The sequence below is a fragment of the Amycolatopsis sp. NPDC051061 genome (genome assembly GCF_040682935.1).
Lineage (GTDB): Bacteria > Actinomycetota > Actinomycetes > Mycobacteriales > Pseudonocardiaceae > Amycolatopsis.
The window spans coordinates 9,502-31,768 of the sequence record NZ_JBFBBZ010000027.1; the positions used below are offsets into that span (position 1 = coordinate 9,502).

20 protein-coding genes are annotated in these 22,267 nt (G+C 69.1%); 6 read left to right on the plus strand and 14 right to left on the minus strand.

All coding sequences use genetic code 11. The annotated features are described in order from the left end of the window. Positions 1-734: 734 nt before the first annotated feature. Entirely contained in the window at positions 735-2,483 is a 1,749-nt protein-coding gene (locus AB0N03_RS31530) for a hypothetical protein (protein WP_364379027.1), read from the minus strand. Between the two features lie 127 nt (positions 2,484-2,610). Continuing rightward, positions 2,611-3,318, minus strand: coding sequence for a helix-turn-helix domain-containing protein (locus AB0N03_RS31535; protein WP_364379029.1), 708 nt, complete (start codon positions 3,316-3,318; stop codon positions 2,611-2,613). Positions 3,319-3,863: 545 nt separating this feature from the next. Between AB0N03_RS31535 and AB0N03_RS31540 the strand changes: the two genes are divergently transcribed. The 4 genes from AB0N03_RS31540 (at position 3,864) to AB0N03_RS31555 (ending at position 9,043) form a co-directional block, all read left to right on the plus strand. Beyond that, complete coding sequence (locus tag AB0N03_RS31540; protein ID WP_364379032.1) at positions 3,864-5,261, plus strand: hypothetical protein; 1,398 nt, start codon at positions 3,864-3,866, stop codon at positions 5,259-5,261. Positions 5,262-5,272: 11 nt separating this feature from the next. Beyond that, a complete protein-coding gene (locus AB0N03_RS31545; protein ID WP_364379035.1) occupies positions 5,273-5,839 on the plus strand; it encodes a hypothetical protein in 567 nt (188 codons plus the stop codon). 235 nt (positions 5,840-6,074) lie between these two features. Beyond that, the gene (locus tag AB0N03_RS31550; RefSeq protein WP_364379038.1) at positions 6,075-7,697 is read left to right on the plus strand and encodes a glycosyl hydrolase family 18 protein; all 1,623 of its coding nucleotides are present in this window, start codon (positions 6,075-6,077) and stop codon (positions 7,695-7,697) included. Next, positions 7,694-9,043, plus strand: a complete 1,350-nt coding sequence (locus tag AB0N03_RS31555) for a cellulose binding domain-containing protein (protein ID WP_364379041.1) — start codon at positions 7,694-7,696, stop codon at positions 9,041-9,043. The genes AB0N03_RS31550 and AB0N03_RS31555 overlap by 4 nt, the downstream gene beginning before the upstream one ends. 60 nt (positions 9,044-9,103) lie before the next feature. On the opposite strand, the gene AB0N03_RS31560 is transcribed toward AB0N03_RS31555, so the two are convergent. Continuing rightward, positions 9,104-10,432 carry an aspartate aminotransferase family protein gene (locus tag AB0N03_RS31560; RefSeq protein ID WP_364379044.1) on the minus strand — a complete coding sequence of 443 codons (1,329 nt, stop codon included), beginning with the start codon at positions 10,430-10,432 and terminating at the stop codon, positions 9,104-9,106. Between the two features lie 86 nt (positions 10,433-10,518). Here AB0N03_RS31560 and AB0N03_RS31565 point away from each other — a divergent pair, with 86 nt between their 5' ends. Together AB0N03_RS31565 and hypF are read left to right on the plus strand one after the other, a co-directional pair. Next, on the plus strand, positions 10,519-11,436 hold the full coding sequence (locus AB0N03_RS31565; RefSeq protein WP_364379047.1) for a LysR family transcriptional regulator: 918 nt from the start codon (positions 10,519-10,521) through the stop codon (positions 11,434-11,436). A 4-nt stretch (positions 11,437-11,440) separates the two neighbouring features. Continuing rightward, positions 11,441-13,597: a carbamoyltransferase HypF gene (hypF, locus tag AB0N03_RS31570; RefSeq protein ID WP_364379050.1), complete on the plus strand. Its 2,157-nt coding sequence runs from the start codon at positions 11,441-11,443 to the stop codon at positions 13,595-13,597. Here the strand turns inward: hypF and hypB are convergent. From hypB to AB0N03_RS31625, 11 genes are read right to left on the minus strand one after another with little or no spacing between them, the layout of a single operon-like run. Continuing rightward, positions 13,554-14,249: a hydrogenase nickel incorporation protein HypB gene (hypB, locus tag AB0N03_RS31575; RefSeq protein ID WP_364379053.1), complete on the minus strand. Its 696-nt coding sequence runs from the start codon at positions 14,247-14,249 to the stop codon at positions 13,554-13,556. The genes hypF and hypB overlap by 44 nt on opposite strands. Next, positions 14,242-14,577 (minus strand): hydrogenase maturation nickel metallochaperone HypA, encoded by a 336-nt coding sequence (locus tag AB0N03_RS31580; RefSeq protein ID WP_364379056.1) that lies wholly within the window; start codon positions 14,575-14,577, stop codon positions 14,242-14,244. The genes hypB and AB0N03_RS31580 overlap by 8 nt, the downstream gene beginning before the upstream one ends. Continuing rightward, entirely contained in the window at positions 14,577-15,653 is a 1,077-nt protein-coding gene (hypE, locus tag AB0N03_RS31585; RefSeq protein ID WP_364379059.1) for a hydrogenase expression/formation protein HypE, read from the minus strand. The genes AB0N03_RS31580 and hypE overlap by 1 nt, the downstream gene beginning before the upstream one ends. After that, positions 15,650-16,777, minus strand: a complete 1,128-nt coding sequence (gene hypD, locus AB0N03_RS31590; protein WP_364379062.1) for a hydrogenase formation protein HypD — start codon at positions 16,775-16,777, stop codon at positions 15,650-15,652. Before hypD ends, hypE begins: the two co-directional genes overlap by 4 nt. An 8-nt stretch (positions 16,778-16,785) precedes the next feature. After that, positions 16,786-17,058, minus strand: coding sequence for a HypC/HybG/HupF family hydrogenase formation chaperone (locus tag AB0N03_RS31595; protein ID WP_364379065.1), 273 nt, complete (start codon positions 17,056-17,058; stop codon positions 16,786-16,788). A gap of 3 nt (positions 17,059-17,061) precedes the next feature. After that, positions 17,062-17,556 (minus strand): hydrogenase maturation protease, encoded by a 495-nt coding sequence (locus tag AB0N03_RS31600; RefSeq protein ID WP_364379068.1) that lies wholly within the window; start codon positions 17,554-17,556, stop codon positions 17,062-17,064. Further along, positions 17,553-18,713 carry a hypothetical protein gene (locus AB0N03_RS31605; protein ID WP_364379071.1) on the minus strand — a complete coding sequence of 387 codons (1,161 nt, stop codon included), beginning with the start codon at positions 18,711-18,713 and terminating at the stop codon, positions 17,553-17,555. The genes AB0N03_RS31600 and AB0N03_RS31605 overlap by 4 nt, the downstream gene beginning before the upstream one ends. Further along, complete coding sequence (locus AB0N03_RS31610) at positions 18,710-19,339, minus strand: DUF6084 family protein (RefSeq protein ID WP_364379074.1); 630 nt, start codon at positions 19,337-19,339, stop codon at positions 18,710-18,712. Before AB0N03_RS31610 ends, AB0N03_RS31605 begins: the two co-directional genes overlap by 4 nt. Beyond that, positions 19,332-19,949 (minus strand): DUF5947 family protein, encoded by a 618-nt coding sequence (locus AB0N03_RS31615; protein WP_364379077.1) that lies wholly within the window; start codon positions 19,947-19,949, stop codon positions 19,332-19,334. Before AB0N03_RS31615 ends, AB0N03_RS31610 begins: the two co-directional genes overlap by 8 nt. Continuing rightward, positions 19,946-20,464 (minus strand): NifU family protein, encoded by a 519-nt coding sequence (locus AB0N03_RS31620; RefSeq protein ID WP_364379080.1) that lies wholly within the window; start codon positions 20,462-20,464, stop codon positions 19,946-19,948. The genes AB0N03_RS31615 and AB0N03_RS31620 overlap by 4 nt, the downstream gene beginning before the upstream one ends. After that, positions 20,464-22,260 (minus strand): nickel-dependent hydrogenase large subunit, encoded by a 1,797-nt coding sequence (locus AB0N03_RS31625; protein WP_364379083.1) that lies wholly within the window; start codon positions 22,258-22,260, stop codon positions 20,464-20,466. The genes AB0N03_RS31620 and AB0N03_RS31625 overlap by 1 nt, the downstream gene beginning before the upstream one ends. Positions 22,261-22,267: the final 7 nt, after the last annotated feature.

Consider the following 22,267-nt stretch of genomic DNA (forward strand, 5'->3'; position numbering starts at 1 on the left):
TGGACAGCTGGGGCAGTGTGGCATGGCTTGGTTGATAGGCCGTGCAGGAAAGGTTGACTCGCTCGCTTGGCGGCGAAGCCGCAGGTGGCGAGCGGTCGGAGTGTCGTGGCGTGAGTGCCGAGTGACCTGGCCGGCTAGGTGCGTGCAGCCCGCTTCGCCCGGGGACGATGTCTGCGAGTGTGTCGCCGGTCATATCGGTGCCCCGAGAGCGCACGCGCTCTCGGGGCACCGTGTGATTGGGCGAGCACCGGGTCCAAGCGGTGCTGCCGTTGCCCACGCTCACCGCGATCAACAGCTAGCTTGGACAGCTGGGGCAGTGTGGCATGGCTTGGTTGATAGGCCGTGCAGGAAAGGTTGACTCGCTCGCTTGGCGGCGAAGCCGCAGGTGGCGAGCGGTCCGGCCTCAACATCAGAGACACCCAGCTTGTGCACCTTGATCAGCCCGCCGATGAGTTCTCCCGCGCCGCTAGCTCCGAGCACGACGTCGGTCAGCGGCTGGAGGTAGTGCTGTCACGTCCCCGCCGCGCGCTTCCGGTGACCTGCAGGGCATACGGCCCGCCGGCTGGGGCGGCACAGCTCTCCTCCCGGCAGGCGGCGTCCTCCGCCCATGTCCCGCGGCGCTATACGGCTCGACCAGCTTGCTGAGCTGGGAAGTCCGATCTCTGACGTTGTAGCGAGCGGGGACGCGTCCGGACCGGTTCCAGAATCGGTGCACCGCTGCGGACGTGTCCCCGTCAGCAGGATTGGTCGGTGGGGGACTTGGCGTGTTTGGGCTGGCGGCTGGGGTGGGCGACGGTCGCGGGGGCGTCGATCCAGGTGGTTCCGTCCCAGGGCGAGATGGTTGGCATGGTCAGCAACGCGTCGGTGGCTCGCTCTGCGGCGAGCGCTCGGAGCAGGTCTGCCGTCGCCGCGTCGGTCCGGCCGGCACTGCAGGCGCGTGTTGCCCGGGCCAGGCGGCGCCGCCCCCATGTTGTCAAGTTCGGTTTGGATGCGAGTCGTGCTGCGCGGGTGAGGGGTCGTTCGCGGCGGATGACGATCCAGGTCTGGTCGCCGGTGCCCGCGCCGACGTAGGACAACAGGTGCTGACCAAGGGACCGGAGGACTTGGCCGTATCGGCTGAATCGTTGGCGGGTGCCTGTGGCTCGTAGTTCGAGTCCGAGGGCCAGGTGCAGTGCCAGTACCGAGGCCACCGGTCCGCCCAGGGCGCGCCATAGGCTGCCGGGCCATTGCGAGACGAGCAGGGCGGCGACGACGCCGAAGCCGGAGAGCAGCCACACGACAGATCCGTACATGCCCGGGCGGCCGGTCCTCTTCATGTTCGAGCGCATGGCCAGGCCGGAGCCGAGCAGCAGCACTTCGACGACGGTGAAGAACGCGACTGCTTCCCACAGGTGGACGTGGAGCACGTCGTGCCACACGCGGAACGACGCGTCCGCGGAGGCGGCCAGGGCCCCAGCGAATCCGAAGTAGAACGCGCGGGCCTCCACCGACAGCGGCTGCAGGGTCACTTGCCGTCGGGGGGCGTTACGCCAGGTGAGGCCCGCGATGCCGATGACCAGCATCCCGGCGATTCCTGCGGCTCCCGAGATCCGCCAGTCGGCCAGCGGTAGTAGGCGATGAGCGAGCAGCCGGTCGGCAGCCACTCCGGCCCCGCCGGCTAGCGCGAGCGCGCATCCGATCAGGCCGAGCCCCGGCGCAGCCCAGGTTTGCCAGCCGAACCGAACCATCCGCTTGACCGGCGCCGTCCGGTCGAGCGCCGGACGCGTGTCGTCCGATGTCGGCTTCGCAGTGGCCGTCGTCCGGTTGATGATGTCGTCAGCTGAGTTGAACAGCTCTGGTAGCCCCGCCAAAGCGGTCGCGACCGCAGGTCGCCCTGGGACTGAGCCGGACGCGTCCTCTGTGTGCTGACCTGTGGTTTCCGGTGTCCGGTCAGCGACGTTCCTGCCCGACATCGCCTCGGTCACTGTGATGTCCGGCCAGGCGGCGGACGCGTCCGGTCCGGTGACCGGTCGACCTGGGAAGGCGTCCGCTCTGGTACTCGAAGAACCATCGTGAGGGGACGCTTGAGCTGCGAACCGGTGTCCGGCGGGAAGCATCGCTGACGTCTCGATTGAGGGGAACGGGACGACGACGCCGTCCGCGCGTTGTTCGTCCAGCGCAGACTGGGGTGGGAACATCTCGGCCGACCTCCTGGACGGCGTTCCATTGCTGGTTGCTTCGAGGTTGTGCTGGCGCCGGTAGGCGGCCACCACGGGGGAGACGCGGTTGCGTTTCTGGCCGTGCTGGTCGTTCTCGCCGTAGCCGTAGGCTGCGAGCCATGCCATGACCGCCGCGGTCGACACGCCGATGGGGTTGAGTCGGTGCAGGACCTGGCAGGCGTACTGGGTCCGGTTCTGCTTCAGCGGAATCTCGTGGAGCCGTGCCACGTGGTGAGGATCGAGTTCTGTTCGGTGGGCGTCGGTCGATTTCCGAGTCTTGATCACGGCTGAGCCCCCTCATACAGCGCATGGAACGGCGAGATCGGCGCGGCCGCGGTACCGAGGGGTCGGTCGCTACCGGTCCGCCATGTTCCGCCCGATGGGTGAGGTGTGCCGATGTTGGCGAGGACGGTCATCGGGCCCCTGCCACGCCGACGAGCTTGCCGAGGTCCTCGCGTGCCGAAGTGAGTTCGTGGGGGTGGCAGCGCGGGCAGCGGCGTACCTGGTCGCGGCCGGGCACCGGGATGGTGCGGGCGGCGATGGTGTCGCCGGGGCGGGCTTCGCACTCGCCGCAGGGCGGCGGCACCGGCGCCGCCGCAGCCTCGCCGCCGTGCGCGCGGGCTCGCGCGGCACGGTTCCTGGATGGTTCAGGGACGGTTCGGGGGCAGACTCTGCCCCCCGCTGAGGCGTTGTCTGCCCCTCGGACCAGCGCTGCGTGCCCCCCGTGCTGGTCAGCGGGCGGCGGACTCTGCCCCTCGTGGCTACCTACTGCACCGCGGTTGTCCACAGGTTGGGTGGAGTTGTCCACACTTGTGAGCGACAGGTTGAGGTCGTAGCCGTTGGGGCGTCGGTCGGCGCGGCTGATGTAGGCGGCGACGATGTGCGGGTCCGACGGGTGGATCAGCTCGAGGGTGGTGAGTTCGCGGAGGATGTTGCGGACAGACCGCTCGGACAGCCGGGTGTAGCGGGTGAGGGTGGCGTTGGACGGGAAGGCGTTGCGGCCGTCGGGGTCGGCGTGGTTGGCCAGGCCGACGAGTACCATCGCCAGCGATGAGGCATCTCGTCGGTCGGTCGGGATGGGTGCGTCGTTGAGGGCCCAGGAGATCGCTTCGATGCTCATCGCCCACCGCCAGCCGGAGCAGAGATTGGCGCTGGCTCGCGGTGGTCGCTGAGCTGACCTACGCGCCCGGGTGCGGCGGCTTGTCGGCTACGTGGCGTGATCACCGAGGCGTTCGTCGTGCAGCTTCGCGGCGGCGTAGGCAGGGCCCGAGGAGACAGCAAAAGCCTGTGCGCCGTGGTCTCGATGATCTTGATGTGGGCGTGCGGATGAGGGGTTGGCGAGGGGTAGTGAGGGTGGTCGTTCATGGTCCCTTTCGGTCGCCGCGTCTCACACACGTCTCACGGACGTGGTGGACGGGGCTGGACTCGGGGCCCCTGACCTGGACGTGACCAGCCAAAACGTACTGCCCGAACTCCTCCTGGACGGTCCTCATTCGACTACGGATCAGAAGGTCAGGGGTTCGAATCCCTTCGGGCGCACGTCTGGTTGAGACAGAAAGAAGCCCCCTCTCGCGAGGGGGCTTCTTTCTTTGTGTCACCACTAAGCCGTTTGGCCCCTTCGCGCGTGGTTCCGGTGAACCACTACGGACACCGAAGGGACGCGCGATGGCGTACGCGGACGAGGTCGACGAACTCGTCGAAAAGATCATCGACAGCGCGATCGAGTTCTACCTGTCCTCCCGTGGCTGGAGCCTCAACATCCAGGGCAACTACGAACAGGAATGGGGCGGCGGCAACGTCCAGATCACGCCGCCGGGCAAGCCGGAGCGGACGTCGGGTGGCCAGGTCATCGGGCCCGGATTCGGCAGCGGGTACTACGACGGCTTCGACTACGGTGCCGGTCCCAACGCGGGCTCGCTGGTCTACGGCCACTTCGAGACGACCGTGCGGGACATGTTCCGGGCGTGGCGGCGGCTCCCCGAGCCGGAGGGCTTCGCGCCGTACCTCGAGCAGTTCCGCGAAGCCGCCTGGACCATCTCGATGACCAGCTCGGGTGATGGGGTCGGCGACATCGGCAATCCCGCGCTGGACGACGTCCGCTTCCTGCTGAAGAGGATCGGCAACCCCGACATGGGCGGGCGGATGATCCTCACGTTCGACCAGAACTTCTGCACCCCGCTGCCCACGGTGATCCACGGGCAGTACGCCGTCGTCCTGCTCGCCGGGATGACGCTGTGCGGCGAGCAGGAGATCTGGGTCAAGGCGCGGGAAGACGTCCTCACGATCGCCAGGAAGACCCTCGAGGCGATGGAAGACCGCGGCCGGAAGGTCGCGGACGGCCTCGGCACCGTCACCGCCCTGTTCGCCGTCGCCGCGCTGTTCCCGACTCCGGTGCAACCCGTCCTGGCCGGGGTCGCCGCCGCCCTCCCCGCGCTGGAAACGCTCGCCAACGCGACCAGCGAGCCCAGCAAGACGGAAGTCGAGTTCGCCGGCGGTACGCCGGACAAGGTGCTCGGGACGGCGGCGGACGCGCTGAAGAAGCTGGCGGACACGATCCGGGCGGGCGAAGACGAGATCAAGCAGAAGATCACCGACGCGATGGAAGCCGTCACCACCCGGTCCGGATCGTTCGACATGCCGAAGCCGCAGCTGCTGGAGGAAACGGGCATCGGCGGGATGGAGGTCGACCTGAAGGACCTGAACTTCCTCGCCGCCGAGACGCTGCCCAAGATCGCGCGCCAGTTCTACGTGTCGTCGGACGCGCTGAACGGGGGCGCCGGGTGCGTCCACGAATGGGAGCGGCCGACCGAGATCGGCGCGTCCGACAGCGCGGACGGGCCCCGCGCGGCCTGGGCCGCGCTGGTGTCGCTGGCCGAGGAGCTCGTGCTCGACCTGGCCTGGGAGATCAAGGAGAGCGCGGCCCACCTCGAGATCGCGTCCCACCGGATCGGCCAGACCGAAGCCGAGGTCGTGGAGGCCCTGCGCCGGCACGCCGCGAAGCTGCACGGGAGCGGGCAGGACCCGATCGGCAGTGCCACCGAGTGGCTGAACGAGAACCGCTGAAAACGAGGGGAATGCAGGAAGTGAAGCGCATCATCATTTCGAGCTTGGTCGTGCTGTTCGGGATCATCGCGATCGCCGGTGGGTTCAGCAAGCTCGGCGACTCGACCGTCCGCTGCGGCGGGCGGATCATGCAGTCCGGCGACGAGTGCGTGAGCACGTCGACAACCGGTTCGGAGACCGGCCGCAAGTCGGTCGACGAGCAGCAGAGCTCGGACAAGGCCGGGACGTGGGCCGCGATGGGTGGCGGGGTGCTCATCGTCGTCTTCGGGGGCAAGAGCCTGTGGACCGGGATCCGGAACCGCCGGAAGAAGCCCGGGGAGGGGACGCCGGCGGGGGCTGCCGGACCGCCGGTGCCCGGGTGGAACCAGCCGCCGCCCGGGCCCGCGCAGTACCAGCCACCGCAGGGGTACCAGCCGCAGCAGGCACCGCCCGCGCAGTACCAGCCGCCGCAGGCGCCGCCGGGGCAGTACCCGGCGCCGCAAGCCGCGAACCCGCCGGCGTGGAACCAGCCGCCGCAGCAGCAGCCGTCCCAGCAGTACCCGCCCCAGCCCGGCTGGGGACCGCCTCCGCGACGCTGACCCGAATCGCCCACAGCCGAGCCCGGTAACCACCGGGCTCGGCTGCTTTGCGTAACTGGACTGGACCAGTGAACTCCCCTTCGTCCGAGCTGGTCAGCTGCCCGTCGGCACTCTCCGTGGTGGTGCTTCCCTAATTGGTCTGGACCACGTAACGTCTTCGCAAACGGCGCATATACACCACCCCGGTCCCCGCCTGGTGGTCCCGCCGTCCCCGTACCTGGCTCAAAGGAGAGCGATGTCCAGAAAGAGATGGCACCTCCTCGGTCTGTTCACCGCGGTCGGCGCGATCGCGGTCGGTCTCGTCACCGTGCCGGCGAGCGCCGCCGGCGGCGTCGGCGCCAGCTTCACGAAGGGCTCCGACTGGGGCACCGGCTACGAAGGCAAGTACACGATCAACAACGGCTCCGGCTCGACGCTGGCCGCCTGGACGGTCGAGTTCGACCTCCCGTCCGGCGCGAAGGTCGCCTCCCTCTGGGACGGCAGCTACACCGCGGCCGGCCAGCACGTCACCGTCAAGAACAGCTGGAACGGCAACGTCGGCAACGGCTCGACCGCCAGCTTCGGTTTCAACGTCAGCTACAGCGGCACCTACTCGGCGCCCGCCAACTGCAAGCTGAACGGCGGTTCCTGCGACGCCGGCGGTGGCACCCCGACCACCACGCCGACGACCCCGACGCAGCCGACGACCACCCCCACCACCCCGACCACGCCCCCGACGACCACCACGCCGCCCCCGCCGGGTGGCCTGAAGAACGTCGGCTACTTCGTGCAGTGGGGCGTCTACGGCCGCAACTACCACGTCAAGAACATCGAGACGTCGGGTTCGGCGAGCAAGCTGACGCACATCAACTACGCGTTCGGCAACGTGAAGAACGGCCAGTGCACGGCGAACGACGACCCGTACGCCGACTACCAGAAGACCTACGACGCCGCGGGCAGCGTCGACGGCGTCGCCGACACCTGGGACCAGCCGGTGGCCGGCAACTTCAACCAGCTGCGCAAGCTGAAGAAGCTGCACCCGGGCCTCAAGGTGATCTGGTCGTTCGGCGGCTGGACCTACTCCGGCGGCTTCGGGCAGGCGTCGCAGAACGCCGCCGCGTTCGCGCAGTCCTGCTACAACCTGCTGAAGGACCCGCGCTGGGCGGACATCTGGGACGGCATCGACATCGACTGGGAGTACCCCAACTCCTGCGGTCTTTCCTGTGACACCAGCGGTGCCGCGGCCTACAAGAACCTGATGGGCGCGCTGCGGTCGAAGTTCGGTTCGTCGTTCCTGGTCACCTCGGCGATCACGGCCGACGGCAGCAGCGGCGGCAAGCTCGACGTCGCCGACTACGGCGGCGCCGCGCAGTACGTCGACTGGTACAACGTCATGACCTACGACTACTTCGGCGCTTGGGCGCCGCAGGGCCCGACGGCCCCGCACTCGCCGCTGACCAACTTCACCGGCATCCCGACGCCGGGCTTCTACTCCGACGCGGCGATCCAGAAGCTGAAGAGCAAGGGCGTTCCGTCGAGCAAGCTGTTGCTGGGCATCGGGTTCTACGGTCGCGGCTGGACCGGCGTCACCCAGAGCACGCCGGGCGGCACGGCGACCGGCCCCGCGCCGGGCACGTACGAGCAGGGCATCGAGGACTACAAGGTCCTCAAGAACACCTGCCCGTCGACCGGCACCTTCGCCGGCACCGCGTACGCGAAGTGCGGCAGCAACTGGTGGAGCTACGACACCCCGTCGACCATCGGCGGGAAGATGTCCTACGCCAAGCAGCAGGGTCTCGGCGGCGCCTTCTTCTGGGAGCTGACCGGGGACACCACGGGTGGCGAGCTCATCTCCGCGATGAAGAACGGCCTGTCGTGACGCGCCGGTGGTTGCCCGCACTCGGGCTGGCGGCCGCGGCCGCCACGATCGGCGCGATGTTCGTGATCGCTCCGGCGAACGCGGCGGGCGGCGTGTCCGCGACCTTCGCGAAGGGCTCCGACTGGGGCACCGGGTACGAGGGAAAGTACACGATCGCCAACGGCTCGGGCTCGACGCTCGCCACCTGGACCGTCGAGTTCGACCTGCCTTCGGGCGCGAAGATCTCGTCGCTGTGGGACGGCAGCTACACGGCGTCCGGCCAGCACGTCACGGTCAAGAACACCTGGAACGGCAACGTCGGCAACGGCGGTAGCGCGAGCTTCGGTTTCAACGTCGCGTACTCGGGTTCGTACGTCGCGCCGTCGAACTGCAAGCTCAACGGTGGGTCGTGTGCGGCCGGGGGGACACCCCCCACAACGACACCGCCGCCTACGACGACGCCCCCGCCCACGACCACCCCGCCGCCGGGAACCGGCGGAAAGGGTGCGCCGTACCTGTACCTGGGCTGGGGCAGCCCACCCAACCCGCAGACGGTGATGAACGCGACCGGCGTCAAGTGGTTCACCATGGCGTTCATCAACGCCTCCGGTGGCTGCAACCCGGCGTGGGACAGCAGCCGTCCGCTGTCGGGCAGCGCGGACGCGAACGCGATCGCGCAGATCAAGGCGGCGGGCGGCCAGGTCGTCCCGTCGTTCGGCGGCTGGAGCGGCACCAAGCTGGGCCCGAACTGCTCGACGTCCGCCGCGCTGGCGGGCGCCTACCAGCAGGTGATCAACGCGTACGGGCTGAAGGCGATCGACATCGACATCGAGAACTCCGACGAGTTCGAGAACGAGGCCGTGCAGGACCGGATCCTGGGCGCGCTGAAGATCGTCAAGCAGAACAACCCGGGCGTGCAGACGATCCTGACGTTCGGCACGTCGACGACCGGCCCGAACTACTACGGCAACCGGCTCATCGACCAGTCGAAGGCCCTGGGCGCCGGCGTGGACGTGTACACGATCATGCCGTTCGACTTCGGCGGCGGCTCGAACATGTACCAGAGCACGGTGAACGCGGCGAACGGCTTGCGCGACAAGCTGAAGTCGACGTTCGGGTGGAGCGACGCCACGGCGTACAGCCACCTGGGCATCTCGGGCATGAACGGCCTTTCCGACCAGCAAGAGCTGACGGATCTGTCGACCTGGACCCAGATCACGAACTGGGCCAAGACGAATCACCTCGGCAGGCTGGCTTTCTGGTCGGTGAACCGGGATCGTGGGTGTCCTGGCGGTGGCGTGCAGTCGGCCTGCAGCGGCATCGCGCAGAACGACTGGGACTTCACGAAGGTGACGGCGGGCTTCTGACGTCGTCGTGAATGAAAGCCCCCTTGCCGGCTCCCCGGGCCGGCAAGGGGGCTTTCGCGTTCAGAGCGTCTTGACGGCGTCCCCGATCGCTTCGTCCAGGATCGACAGGCCCAGCGAAATTTCCTCTTCGGACGCCGTCAATGGCGGCGCGATCCGGAACACCCCGCCCATCCCCGGCAGCTGCACGATGTTCATGTGCAGCCCGAGCTCGAGGCAGCGCGCCGTGACGCATGCGCCCAGCTCGTCCGAGCTGCGCTTGGTCTCGCGGTCGACGACCAGCTCCAGCCCCGCCAGCAGCCCGCGGCCGCGGATGTCGCCGACGACCTCGTGGCGGTGGGCGATGCTTTCGAGGCCGTGGCGCAGCAACGAGCCCAGTTGGAGCGCGCGCTCGTCGAGGCGGTCGCGCCGCAACACGTCCAGGACCGTGTTGCCGACGGCCGCCGGCAGCGGGTCCGCGACGTGCGTGGTGAAGAACAGGAATCCGCGCTCGTGCGCCTCCTGCTCGATTTCGGCGCTGGTCAGCACCGCCGCGAGGGGCAGGCCGGCGCCGAGCGTCTTCGACAGCGTCAGGATGTCCGGGACGACGCCGTCGCGCTCGAACGCGTACCAGTTGCCTGTGCGGCAAAGCCCGGTCTGGGCCTCGTCGAGGATCAGCAGCATGCCGCGTTCCCGGCACTTCTCCCGCAACGCGGCGAAGTAGCCGGGCGGCGGTTCGATGATGCCGCCGGAGCTGAGGATCGGCTCGACGATGCACGCGGCGAGGCTGCCGACCGACTGCGCGTCGATCATCTCGAAGCCGAAGTCGAGCTGGCGCCGCCAGTCGAGCCGGCCGTCGGCGTCGGTGAAGTCCGGCCGGTACGCGTTCGGCGCCGGGATGGCGAAGTTGCCGGGCGCGGCGGGGCCGTACCCCTTGCGGCCGGCGCTGTAGGTCGCGCTCGCCGCGGCCTGCGTCATGCCGTGCCACGACCGGGCGAACGAGACGATCTCGTGCTTGCCCGTGACGAGCTTCGCCATGCGGAGGGCGGCCTCATTGGACTCCGCGCCGGTGGTCAGCAGCAGCGCCTTCTCCAGCGGCGCCGGGAGCGTCTCGGCGAGGCGCCGCGCGAGGTCGACGACCGGGCGGCTGAGCATGCCGCTGAACAGGTGGTCGAGATTCGCGGCCTGCCGCCGGACGGTGTCGACGATCTCCGGGTGCGAATGCCCGAGGATCGCGCTCATCTGGCCGGAGGTGAAGTCGAGGATGCGGCGGCCGTCTTCGGTGAAGACGAAGCTGCCTTCGGCGTGGTCGATGATCTCGTGGGTGAAGGCGCCGCCGTAGCGCACCAGGTGCCGGTCGGCGTCGGCCCAGAAGGCGTCGGACGTGGACAGTTCGGAGGTCGGAGCAGCCATGCTTCGACGGTAAGGCGTCGCCGAGCAACACGTCCATCTCACAATTCTGACTTTTCTGTTCGGAGATTCCGCACAAGAATGGGCCGATGCTGAACCCGTGGCGCCTGCGGCTGCTGAGCCGGCTCGACACGCTGGGAACGGTCCGCGCGGTGGCGCAGGACGCGAACCTGAGCGCGTCGAGCGTGTCGCAGCAGCTGGCCGTGCTCGAAACGGAAACCCGCACCCAGCTGCTGGAACGCACCGGCCGCCGGGTCCGCCTGACCCCGGCGGGCCTGATGCTGGCCCGGCGCGCACGGGCGATCCTCGACCACATGGACACGGTCGAGGCGGAGCTGCGCAGCCTCGGCGAGGAGCCGGTCGGCCAGGTCCGGCTCGGGGCGTTCCAGAGCGCGATCCACACGATGGCGGTCCCGGCGGTGACGCGGCTCGCGGGCGCGTACCCGCACCTGGAGGTCGAGCTGCTGGAACTGGAGCCGCACGCGAGCATCCCGGCCCTGCGCGGCGGCGACGCGGACGTGATCATCACGACGACCGACTTCGTGCAGCTGCCGCTGGGCCCGGACCTCGACATCGTCCCGCTGGCGACGGACCCGATCGTGCTGGTGTCCTCCGGCGACGCCCCGCGAGGTCCCGCGCTGTTGTCGGCGTACGCGGACCAGCCGTGGGCGCTGGACGTGCCGCAGTCGTACATGGCGAACCTGACGCTGCGCCTGTGCCGCGAGTCGGGTTTCGAGCCGCGGGTGGTGTGCCGGTTCAGCAATTACTTGATGACGCTGCAGCACGTCGAGGCGGGCTTGTCGATCGCGTTGCTGCCGGGCCTGGCGGTGGACCGGCGGTACCGGGTGTCGACGCGCGAGCTGGCCTCCCCGGTGACGCGCACGATCGCGGCGGTGGTGCGGCGCGGAACGCCGTTGCGCGCGGGGGTGAACGTGGTCCTGGACGCCCTGCGGCAGCAGCCCGAGCTGCCCGCGCTGGCCGATTGGGCCGACGGCAGCGCAGACTGAGCACGTGCGGGCGGCGGTGCGGGTCACCGGGGTGGTGCAGGGCGTCGGGTTCCGGCCCTTCGTCCACAGTCTCGCGCTCCGGCTCGGCCTGGCCGGGTTCGTCGGGAACGATGTCCACGGCGTCTTCATCGAGGCCGAGGGAACGCCGGACGCCGTCAAGGCCTTCGCTGAAGCGCTGAAGGACCAGGCGCCGCCGCTGGCGGTTGTTGATGGGGTGGTCCTCGAAGAGGTCGCGGCGGTGGGGGAGGCCGGGTTCCGGATCGTCGCCAGCCCGGCCGGCGGGGCGGCCGACACGCTGATCTCCGCCGACTCCGCCACCTGCGACGACTGCCTGCGCGAGCTCCACGACCCCGCCGACCGGCGGTTCCGCTACCCCTTCGTCAACTGCACGAACTGCGGCCCGCGGTTCACCATCGTTCAGGGCGTGCCCTACGACCGGCCGCTCACCACCATGGCCGCCTTCGCGATGTGCGCCGAGTGCAAACAGGAGTACGGGGACCCGGCCGACCGGCGGTTCCACGCCCAGCCCGTCTGCTGTCCGGCCTGCGGGCCCACGCTGCGGTTCGAGCCCGGCGGTGGTGAGCCGATCCGAGAAACCGCCGAAGCGCTCAAGCAGGGCGCGGTGGTCGCGATCAAAGGCCTCGGCGGCTACCACCTCGCCGTCGGCGCCCGGCACGAACAAGCGGCGAAGAACCTGCGCGCGAGGAAGCACAGGGAGGACAAGCCCTTCGCCGTCATGGTCGCCAACCTCGTCCAGGCCCGCGAAATCGCCGAAGTGAGCAAAGTAGCCGAAAGAGCGCTCAGTAGCAGGCAAAGGCCCATCGTGCTGCTCCCCAAGCGGGCCGAACTCGCGGACGCCGTCGCGCCCGGGAACCGGCGGATCGGGCTCATGCTGCCCTATACCCCGCTGCACCACCTGCTGCTGGCGCAGACCGGTCCGATCGTCTTGACCAGCGCCAACGTCTCCGACGAGCCCATCGTCTACCGCGACGAAGACCTCGGCCGCCTCGACGAGATCGCCGACGCGTTCCTCACCCACGACCGGCCCATCCACGTCCGGACCGACGACTCCGTGGTGCGCATCGTCGGGGCGAAACCCCAGCTGCAACGGCGATCTCGCGGTTACGCACCCGAGCCCCTAACCCTCAAGAAACCAGCCAACCGCCACCTCCTCGGCTGCGGCGCCGAGCTCAAGAACACCTTCTGCCTCGCCAAGGGCCGCCACGCGTTCGTCTCCCACCACATCGGCGACCTCGAGAACTACGAGACGCTCAAGGCGTTCACCGAGGGCATCGAGCACTTCAAGCACCTCTTCGACATCGACCCGGTACTCGTCGCCCACGACCTGCACCCCGAGTACCTGTCCACGAAATACGCGTTCGAGCAGGACGTCGAGCTGCTCGGTGTCCAGCACCACCACGCCCACATCGCCGCCTGCTTGGCCGACAACCACCACCAAGACCCGGTCCTCGGCGTCGCCTTCGACGGCACCGGCTTCGGCCCTGACGGCACCATCTGGGGCGGTGAGTTCCTCCTCGCCGACCTGACGAGCTATGAACGACTCACCCACCTCCGGCCGCTGCGCATGCCCGGCGGCGCCATGGCCATCCGGCAGCCGTGGCGGATGGCAGCGTCCTATGTGGACGAACTCGGGCGGCCGGCGCGCGACGACATCGTGAAGCTCAAGCGCAGCGGGATCAACTCGCCCCTGACGTCCAGTGCCGGACGGCTGTTCGACGCCGCCGCGGCGCTGCTCGGCGTCCGGGACACCATCACCTACGAAGGCCAGGCCGCGATCGAGCTGGAGCAGCTCGCCGACCCGGCCGAGAAGGCCGTCTACCAGGCGCGGATCGACGAGGAAGTCCACGGTGAGGACCTCATCGCCGCACTACTGGACGATCGGAGCGCGAAGCCGATCAGAGCCGCTCGCTTCCACAACGGCGTCGCCGACGCGATCGCGCGGACCTGCGACCGCTTCCGGGACCACAGCACCACGGTGGCGCTCTCGGGCGGCGTGTTCCAGAACGTCCTTTTGCTCGATCGAACCGTAGAAGCTCTGGAAGGAACGGGTTTCCGCGTCCTGACCCACCGGAACGTGCCCACGAACGACGGTGGGATCAGCTTCGGCCAGGTCGCCGTAGCCAGTCGTACCACTCGGTGAGGCCGTCCCCGCGGGTCGCGCTGACCTGCAGCAGAGCCGCCGACGGGTTCACGCGGCGGACGTCCCGCTCGAACTCGGCGACGTCGAAGTCGACGTACGGCAGCAGGTCGACCTTGTTCAGCAGCACGAGGTCCGTCGCGGCGAACATGTGCGGGTACTTCAGCGGCTTCCCGGGCCCTTCGGTCACCGAAAGGACCACGACCCGCGCCGCCTCGCCGAGGTCGAACAACGCCGGGCAGACCAGGTTGCCGACGTTCTCGATGAACAGCGTCGACCCCGGTGAAGGCGAGAGTGAATGCAGCGCCCGGTGCAGCATCGACGCGTCCAAGTGGCAGCCGGCGCCGGTGTTGATCTGCACGACCGGTGCGCCCGTGGCCTTGATGCGCTCGGCGTCGAGCAGCGTCTCCTGGTCACCCTCGATGACCGCGCACGGCGTGTCCGAAGCACGGATCGTCCGCTCCAGCAGCGTCGTCTTCCCGGCGCCGGGCGAACTCATCAGGTTGATCGCGAAGACGTCGGACGAACGCAGGTGCGCGCGGTTGTGCGACGCGAGTTCGTCGTTCTTCGCCAGGATGTCCTGCTCCATGACCACCGTGTGCGTGTGGTCGGTGATCCGGACGTCCGAATCCGAGCAGCCGCAGGTGTCACACATGGCTGACCTCCACCGAAGTGATGCGTAGTTCGCGCCCGGCCAGCACCTCGGCGTTGGCGCTGCCGCAAGGGCACAACACGATGAAGTCGTCGAGTCCGAACTCTTCGCCGCAATCGCGGCAGTGCGCCCGGCCCGACGGCTCGGCGATGTCCAGCCGGGCGCCTTCCAGCGAAGTTCCCGTGCACAGGACGTCGAAGCAGAAGCGGACGCTGTCCGGCACGACCCCGGACAGGCGCCCGATCTCCAGCCGCACGCACGACACCCGCGCGTCGCCGAGCCGGGTGACGATCGTGTCGACCACCGACTGCGTGATGGACATTTCGTGCACTAGCAGATCCTCGGCAGCGGGTCCCCGACCAGCAGGTCCACGATCCGGGTGCCGCCGAACGCGGTGTTCAGCAGGACGATCCCGGGTGGGTCCTCGGCGATCCGGCCGATCACCGCCGCGTCCGCGCCCAGCGGGTGCGCACGCAACGCGGCCAGGGCATCGGAGGTCTGAGCACCGTCCACCACGACCACGATCCGGCCCTCGCAGGCGACGTACAGCGGGTCGATGCCCAGCAGCTCCGACGCGCCGCGGACTTCCTCACGCACCGGGACAGCCTTCTCGTCGACGACCACGGCGACCTCCGCGGCCTTCGCGATCTCGTTGAGGATCGTCGCGACGCCACCGCGGGTCGCGTCGCGCATCGCGCGCACGCCGGGGACCGCGGCCAGCAGCCCGGCCACGAGATCATGCACCGGCGCGGTGTCGGACTCGAGGTCGGCGTCGATGTCCAGCTCGCCGCGGGCCAGCATGATCGTGACGCCGTGGTCACCGATCGGCCCGGAGACGAGGACGGTGTCTCCGGGCTTCACGGTGGCCACGCCGAGGCCCGTGCGGGTGAGCACCCCGACCCCGGCCGTGTTGACGTACACGCCGTCGGCCTTGCCGCGCTGGACGACCTTGGTGTCGCCCGTGACGATCTGGACGTCGGCCGCGAGAGCCGCCGACTTCATCGAGTCGACGATCTTCAGCAGGTCCTCGACGGGGAAGCCCTCTTCGAGGATGAACGCCGCGGTCAGGTACAGCGGCCGCGCGCCGGACACCGCGAGGTCGTTGACCGTGCCGTTGACCGCCAGGTCGCCGATGTTCCCGCCGGGGAAGAACAGCGGCGAGACGACGTAGGAGTCCGTCGTCAGGGCCAGGCGGGCGTCGCCGATGGTCAGCGACGCCGAGTCTTCCAGCGGTTCCAGCAGCGGGTTGCGGAACGCGTCGAGGAACACGGCCTCGATCAGCGTGTGCGTCGACTTGCCGCCCGCGCCGTGGGACAGCGTGATGCGCTCTTCCCGCACCTTCGCGCGCCGGCGCCGCGCCCGCTCGATGCGGTCGAGGACCTGCTGCTCGCGTTCGGTGGTGGTCATGCGCGGCTCGCCTCCCGGACGCGCTGGCGGCTGAACCGGCCGAAGTTGTAGTACGCCGCGCAGGCGCCTTCGGGCGAGACCATGCACGTCCCGATCGGCGTCTCCGGGGTGCACGCGGTGCCGAACACCTTGCACTCCCACGGTTTCAGCACGCCCTTGAGCACCTCGCCGCACTGGCACGCCTTCGGGTCGGCGACGCGCAGGCCGGGGATCTCGAAGATCCGTTCGGCGTCGAAGGCCGCGTACTTCTCACGGATCGCCATCGCCGAGTGCGTGATGAACCCGAGGCCGCGCCATTCGAAGTACGGCCGCAGCTGCATCACCTCGTTGATGGCCTTCAGCGCGACGATGTTGCCGTTCCACGGCACGACGCGGGAGTACTGGTTCTCGACTTCGGACCGCTTCTCGGACAGCTGGACCATCAACAGGTAGATCGACTGCAGGATGTCCAGCGGCTCGAACCCGGCGACGACGACGGGCTTGCCGTAGTCGCGCGCGATGAACTCGTACGGCCGGCAGCCGATCACCGTCGACACGTGGCCCGGGCCGATGAAGCCGTCGAGCCGCAGGTCGGGGGAGTCGAGGATGGCCTTGATCGCCGGGATGATCGTGACGTGGTTGGCGAACACCGAGAAGTTCTCGATGCCTTCGGCGGCCGCGCGCAGCAGCGTCATCGCGGTGGACGGCGTGGTCGTCTCGAACCCGATGGCCATGAACACGACGCGCAGGTCCGGGTTCTGCCGCGCGATCTTCAGCGAGTCGAGCGGCGAATAGACCATCCGGATGTTCGTGCCCTCGGCGTTCGAGTCGAAGAAGTTCCCGCCGGAGCCGGGCACGCGCATCATGTCGCCGAACGACGTCATGAGCACGCCGGGCTGCCGGGCGATGTGGATGGCGTCGTCGATGCGGCCCATCGGGATCACGCACACCGGGCAGCCCGGCCCGTGCACCAGCGTGATGCTCTCGGGCAGGTAGTCCTCGAGGCCGTGCTTGTAGATGGTGTGCGTGTGCCCGCCGCAGACCTCCATGAACTTGTAGTGGCGACCCGGCTCGCACAGCGAAGTGATCTTCGCGGACAGCGCCCGCGCCTTCTCCGCGTCGCGGAACTCGTCGACGAAACGCATGACGACTCCTATTCGATCTGGGATTGCAGCAGCGCGGCCATTTCGTCCTCGTACGCCTTTCCGATGCTTTCGAGGAAATCCAGCGCGGCCGCGGCCTCCGCTTCGTCTATTTTGGACAGTGCGAAGCCGACGTGGATGAGGATCCAGTCGCCCGGCACCGGCGGGTCGTCGTCCAGCAGCCCGATGTTGATGAGCCGCTTGACGCCGCTGACCGAGACTTTCGCGAGGTCCGGGCGCTCCTCGCTGATTTCGATGATCTCGCCCGGGATCCCGAGGCACATGGCTCAGACCTCCGTCTTCTCCTTGAGCGGCAGCTCCGGACTGGTTCCCCAGGCGAGCTCGGTGACGGCGCGGACCGCGGCCGGAATGGCCGCTGTCACTTCGGGTGACAGCCCGATCCCTTCGTCGAGGCACGCCGGTTCGCAGCCGACGAGCAGGACGCGCCCGGCGTCGCCGCCGAGCAACCTGAGCAGCCGGAACACCGCGTCCGGCCGCATGCCGTGCGCGTCGATCGACGCCGCCGCGAGGTCCTCGGTGTCGGCCTCGATGAGCGAGAGCGAGCCGGGCGGCCGGCCGTGCGGAGTCGCGTCGAGCAGGATCGTCGTGTCGTAGCCGCCCATCAGGTCGTAGGCGAGGTGCATGCCGGCGATGCCGTAGTCGGCGATCTGCACCCAGGGCGGCAGGTCGGCGCCCTCCAGCTCCTTGATGACCTCCACGCCGAAACCGTCGTCGCTCAGGAAGATGTTGCCGATGCCGGCGACCAGGACTCGTGGCCTCATTCCGCGACCTCCAAGGGTTCGATTTCGTCGGGGGAGAAGTACCGGTACCGGCCGTGCGCGTGCTGCAGGTCGGCGCCGGGGTCGTCGTCGAGCGTGACCGCGACGTGCGTGGCGCCGTCCACATCGGACAGAATGACCCGGACGGTGGCGGTCTTGCCGGTGAGGAACATGTCCTGCGCGTCGGCGCCACGCAGGTTCGGCCGCAGACGCACCTGCGACCCTTCGGCGACGCGCACCCCGGCGACGATCACCGAAGGCTTGACCGGCCGCAGGGACCGGACCGCGCCGTGCAGCCGTTCGAGCAGCTCGGGCGGCATCGTGTCGACGCGGTCGACGATGGCCGCCGCGCGCGGGTCGGTGGCCCGGGCCTCGCGCTTCTCCTCGTCGGTCAGCGTCATCGTGCGCAGCGTGAGGATCTCGTCGATCTCGGTGCCGTCGAAGAGGTCACCCGGGCTTTCCGGCGCGATCGCCGGATCGTCGTAGAGGATGATCGGCGACGCGAGCATCACCGTGCTGCGCGAGGTGTCGCCGATCAGCACCGGCCACAGCCGCTCCTGCCGGCAGGCTTCGACCGCCGGTTTCGCCCACTCCGGCGGGTCCAGCATCGACAGGAAGTGCCCGGTGTCGACGCTGAGCACGAGGTGGGCGGCGAGCAGCGCGTGCCGCAGGGCGTGCTCGCGGATGCCGTCGGCGGGCCACGACGTCGTGTTGTGCAGGTCCACGCGCAGCCGGGTGCCGCCGAACGGCCCGTCGAGCGGGTCGGCCCGGGCGGTGAGGACGCCGGACAGCTCCTGCGTCCGCTGCCCGTCGCCGGGCACGTGGAACGGCGTCTCGACCGGGAGTTCCGAAAGCGGCAGCTCGAAGTCGATCTCGTGCTCGACGGCTTCGTCCCACGTGGTGTCGTGGACGAGCCGGGTCCGCGCCTGCAGGAACCGCAGCTTGACGTGCAGGATCGTGTGAGCCAGCGGTTCGAGGAGGCACTCGACGCGAGAAGACGCGTGCTCACCGATCTCCGCCGACGCGTACGACGGCGACACCAGCACCCCCCACTGCCAGCGCACGCGGTTCTTGCCCGCCGACGCCCGGTAGGGGTAGAGGAGATAGCCCTCGTAGAGCACGGCGTCACCGACCGCGCGGGCCTGGTCGAGGACGTTCACGGTCCACCGGCCAGCAGCTGCTCGACGGCGGCTTCCCAGGTCGGGATCGCGTGCCGCGCCTTGTACTTGAGCAGCGCGTCCACGGTCTCGCGCGGCAGCTTGATCCACGCGACGTTCGGGAAGTAGCGGGACATCAGCTCGTCCCAGACGGTCACCGGCATCCGGCACTCGGCCTGCGTGTGCCACGGCACCTGCTCGACCCAGAACCCCGGCCCGCCCTTGCCGAACACGGTGCCGCTGAACAGCAGCACCATCGGCACGACGCCCTCGGACAGCGCGTGGAAGTACTTGCCGGCCGCGACTTCGAGGTCGTAGGTGCAGGGCACCTCGGCGTCGATCTCGGTGGCGCCGGAGAACCCCGGCACGGTCACCGAAATCGTCGTGAACTGGAACGGCTTCAGCGTCTCGCCCCACCGGGAGCGCTCGCCGAAGAGGTGGGTGAGCAGCTCCGACTCGTCGTCGGCGTACCGGCGGCGCTGCGGCTCGATGCGGATCTGGACGCGCAGCACCATCGCGTGGACGGGCTGCCCGCTCAGCTCGGAGATCCGCAGCTTGAACGCCAGCGTCGGCGACGCGGCGTACTTCAGCGGCCGGACGTCGATGCAGTCGAAGGTCAGCTCAGCCATCGGTCACGACCTCGCTGCGCTCCCGCAGGTGCGCGAAGAACCCGTCGATGGCCTCGTGCGCTTCGGTGCCGCCGTCGAAGCCCCGCCACGTCGTCCGGACGATCCCGACCAGCTCGTAGCAGACGTCGATCGGCACCAGGAAGCACTCGAAGCCCAGGTCGAGCTGGTTCAGCAGCAGGGCTTCGACGTCGTCGGCGATGTCGGCGAACGCGGGCGTGCCCGCCCGCAGCTCGTCCCACGTGCCGAGCGGCAGCAGCGACTCGGTCGCCCCCGCCGGGCTCGGGTAGAACGCGACCGGGCGGTCCTGCACCGAGTTGCGGAACAGGAACGCCGTCTTCACCGGGATCCCGGCCGTCTCCCACAGCGCCGTCCCCGGCCCGAAGCGCGGTGCGTGCCGGAAGCGGTCCGGCACCGCCCGGTGCCGCTTCCCGCCCGCCCCGCGGTGGGTGAAGAGCAGGTAGCAGCCCCGGCAGGTGCACAGGATCGTCCGGGATTCGAGGTCGATGACGTGCCCGTGCCCGGCGTTGATCGGTTCCGCGCACATCTCGCACTTCTCGCCCGGCGCGGCGCGCTGGACGGGAGTGCGGAACCTGCGCAGGCCGCCCGTCACGGGACCTCCACGGGACACGGGACCAGCGGCAGCAGCGGCCGTCCACCTGGACCGGTTTCCTCCGGCACGACCCCTTCGACGACGACGTCGGAGATCTCCGGCGCCGCTTCCCGGACCACGCGCTCGATGGCGTACTTCGCGGTGACCGTCGACGACGGGCAGCCGTCGCAGGTGCCCTGCAGCCGCAGCCGCAGGACACCGTCGGCGATCTCGACGAACTCGACGTCGCCGGCGTGCGAGCCCAGGTACGGCCGGACCTTGTCGAGCGCTTCGGTGACCCGCTCGTGCGTCGACCGGGGGTGCAGGTCGTGCAGCACGAGCAGGCCGCGGACGTGGTCGTCCTCGAGGAGCCGGTCCAGCACGGGCCCGTCGACGACCTCGACGATCCGGGCCAGGCCGGCGCCGTAGAACTCGAGCAGCGTGTGGACGAGGTCCTCGGCGAGTTCGGCGTCCGCGCCGGAGAACTCGCCCAGCAGCTGCTCGATGCGCGTCCCGACGCGGTCGACTTCGGTCATCAGCCGATCTCCCCGCCGAACGCGTGCGGGGTGTGCAGCCGCTCGATGACCTTGCCCTTGCCGGTGTACATGTGGACGCCGCAGGGCAGGCACGGGTCGAAGCTGCGGACCGCGCGCATGATGTCGATGCCCTTGAAGTTCTCCTGCGTGTTCTCCTCGAAGATCGGCGTGTTCTGCACGGCGTCCTCGTAGGGCCCCGGCGTGCCGAAGCTGTCGCGCACGCTGCCGTTCCACGGCGTCGGCGGGTACGGGTGGTAGTTCGCGATCTTGCCGCCCTTGATCACCATGTGGTGCGAGAGCACCCCGCGGACCGCTTCGGTGAAACCGCAGCTCACGCCTTCGTCGGGAACCTTGAACGGCTCCCACGTCTTGGTGTTGCCCTGGCGGACCTCACCCAGCGCCTGCTCGGCGAAGTGCAGGGCCATCGCGGCCGAGTACGCCTGGAAGTACGTCCGGGCGCGGTTGCGCTCGAGCGCGTTGCTCCACTGCGGGATCTTCCACTCGAAGGCGACCTCGGGCTTGGTCGCCGTGCGCGGCAGGGTGATCGTCACGCTGTGCCCGGTCGACTTGACGTACGGCGTGTCGACGAGCCCGGCGAGCGCGGTCACCCACAGGCGCGCGATGGGGCCGCCGCCGGTGTCGAGGGCCAGGTGGTCCTGGCCGTCGAACCAGCGCGGCGACATCGTCCACGAGTACTTGCCGTCGAAGTCGCGCTTGGCCGGCCGCGGGATCGTGTGCTGGTTCCACGGGTGGCGCTGGTCGACCGGGTTGCCGAGCGGGTCCTGCGTGACGAACATCGGCTGGTCGGCCCAGTCCTCGTAGAACGAGCTGCCGAGCAGGATCCGGATGCCGAGGTTGATGTCGAGCAGGCTGGTGGTGACGAGCTTGCCGTCGACGACGATGCCCGGCGTCACGTACATCTTCCGGCCCCAGGACTCCATGTTCTCGTAGCTGAAGTCGCAGTACTCCGGGTTGTTCAGGCTGCCCCAGCAGCCGAGCAGGACGCGCCGCCGCCCGACCTCTTCGTAGCCGGGCAGGGCTTCGTAGAAGAAGTCGAAGAGGTCGTCGTGCATCGGCAGGCAGCGCTTCATGAACTCGACGTAGCGCATCAGCCGGGTCAGGTAGTCGGTGAACAGCTGCACGGTGGCCACCGTGCCGACGCCGCCGGGGTACAAAGTGGACGGATGGACGTGCCGGCCTTCCATCAGGCAGAACATCTCGCGCGTGCTGCGGCTGACCTGCAGGGCCTCGCGGTAGAACTCGCCTTCCAGCGGGTTCAGCGAGCGCATGATGTCGCCGATGGTCTTGTACCCGTGGTCACGCGCGTGCGGCGCCTCGGTGCGGTTGGCCTGCTCCAGGACGCCGGGGTTGGTCTCGGCGACCATCTTCTCGCAGTAGTCCACGCCGACCAGGTTCTCCTGGAAGATGTTGTGGTCGAACATGTACTCGGCGGCCTCGCCGAGGTTGAGGATCCACTCGCCGAGGTGCGGCGGGCGGACGCCGTAGGCCATGTTCTGCGCGTACACCGAGCAAGTCGCGTGGTTGTCGCCGCAGATCCCGCAGATCCGGCTGGTGATGAAGTGCGCGTCGCGCGGGTCCTTGCCCTTCATGAAGATGCTGTAACCGCGGAAGACCGACGACGTGCTGTGGCACTCGACGACCCGCTTGGCGGCCCAGTCGATCTTCGTGTAGATCCCGAGGCTGCCGACGATCCGGGTGATCGGGTCCCACGCCATCTCGACGAGGTCGGTCTTGCCCTTGGTGCTGATGCCCTTGTCGGTCTGTGTCTCCGTCATGTCCCGA

Excerpts from the sequence above, each read along its gene's own strand:
- AB0N03_RS31535 (WP_364379029.1), bottom strand. The coding sequence starts at position 3,318 with ATGAGCATCGAAGCGATCTCCTGGGCCCTCAACGACGCACCCATCCCG.
- AB0N03_RS31540 (WP_364379032.1), top strand. The coding sequence starts at position 3,864 with ATGGCGTACGCGGACGAGGTCGACGAACTCGTCGAAAAGATCATCGAC.
- AB0N03_RS31545 (WP_364379035.1), top strand. The coding sequence starts at position 5,273 with ATGCAGGAAGTGAAGCGCATCATCATTTCGAGCTTGGTCGTGCTGTTC.
- AB0N03_RS31550 (WP_364379038.1), top strand. The coding sequence starts at position 6,075 with ATGTCCAGAAAGAGATGGCACCTCCTCGGTCTGTTCACCGCGGTCGGC.
- AB0N03_RS31560 (WP_364379044.1), bottom strand. The coding sequence starts at position 10,432 with ATGGCTGCTCCGACCTCCGAACTGTCCACGTCCGACGCCTTCTGGGCC.
- AB0N03_RS31565 (WP_364379047.1), top strand. The coding sequence starts at position 10,519 with ATGCTGAACCCGTGGCGCCTGCGGCTGCTGAGCCGGCTCGACACGCTG.
- hypB (WP_364379053.1), bottom strand. The coding sequence starts at position 14,249 with ATGTGTGACACCTGCGGCTGCTCGGATTCGGACGTCCGGATCACCGAC.
- hypE (WP_364379059.1), bottom strand. The coding sequence starts at position 15,653 with ATGACCACCACCGAACGCGAGCAGCAGGTCCTCGACCGCATCGAGCGG.
- hypD (WP_364379062.1), bottom strand. The coding sequence starts at position 16,777 with ATGCGTTTCGTCGACGAGTTCCGCGACGCGGAGAAGGCGCGGGCGCTG.
- AB0N03_RS31595 (WP_364379065.1), bottom strand. The coding sequence starts at position 17,058 with ATGTGCCTCGGGATCCCGGGCGAGATCATCGAAATCAGCGAGGAGCGC.
- AB0N03_RS31600 (WP_364379068.1), bottom strand. The coding sequence starts at position 17,556 with ATGAGGCCACGAGTCCTGGTCGCCGGCATCGGCAACATCTTCCTGAGC.
- AB0N03_RS31610 (WP_364379074.1), bottom strand. The coding sequence starts at position 19,339 with ATGGCTGAGCTGACCTTCGACTGCATCGACGTCCGGCCGCTGAAGTAC.
- AB0N03_RS31620 (WP_364379080.1), bottom strand. The coding sequence starts at position 20,464 with ATGACCGAAGTCGACCGCGTCGGGACGCGCATCGAGCAGCTGCTGGGC.
- AB0N03_RS31625 (WP_364379083.1), bottom strand. The coding sequence starts at position 22,260 with ATGACGGAGACACAGACCGACAAGGGCATCAGCACCAAGGGCAAGACC.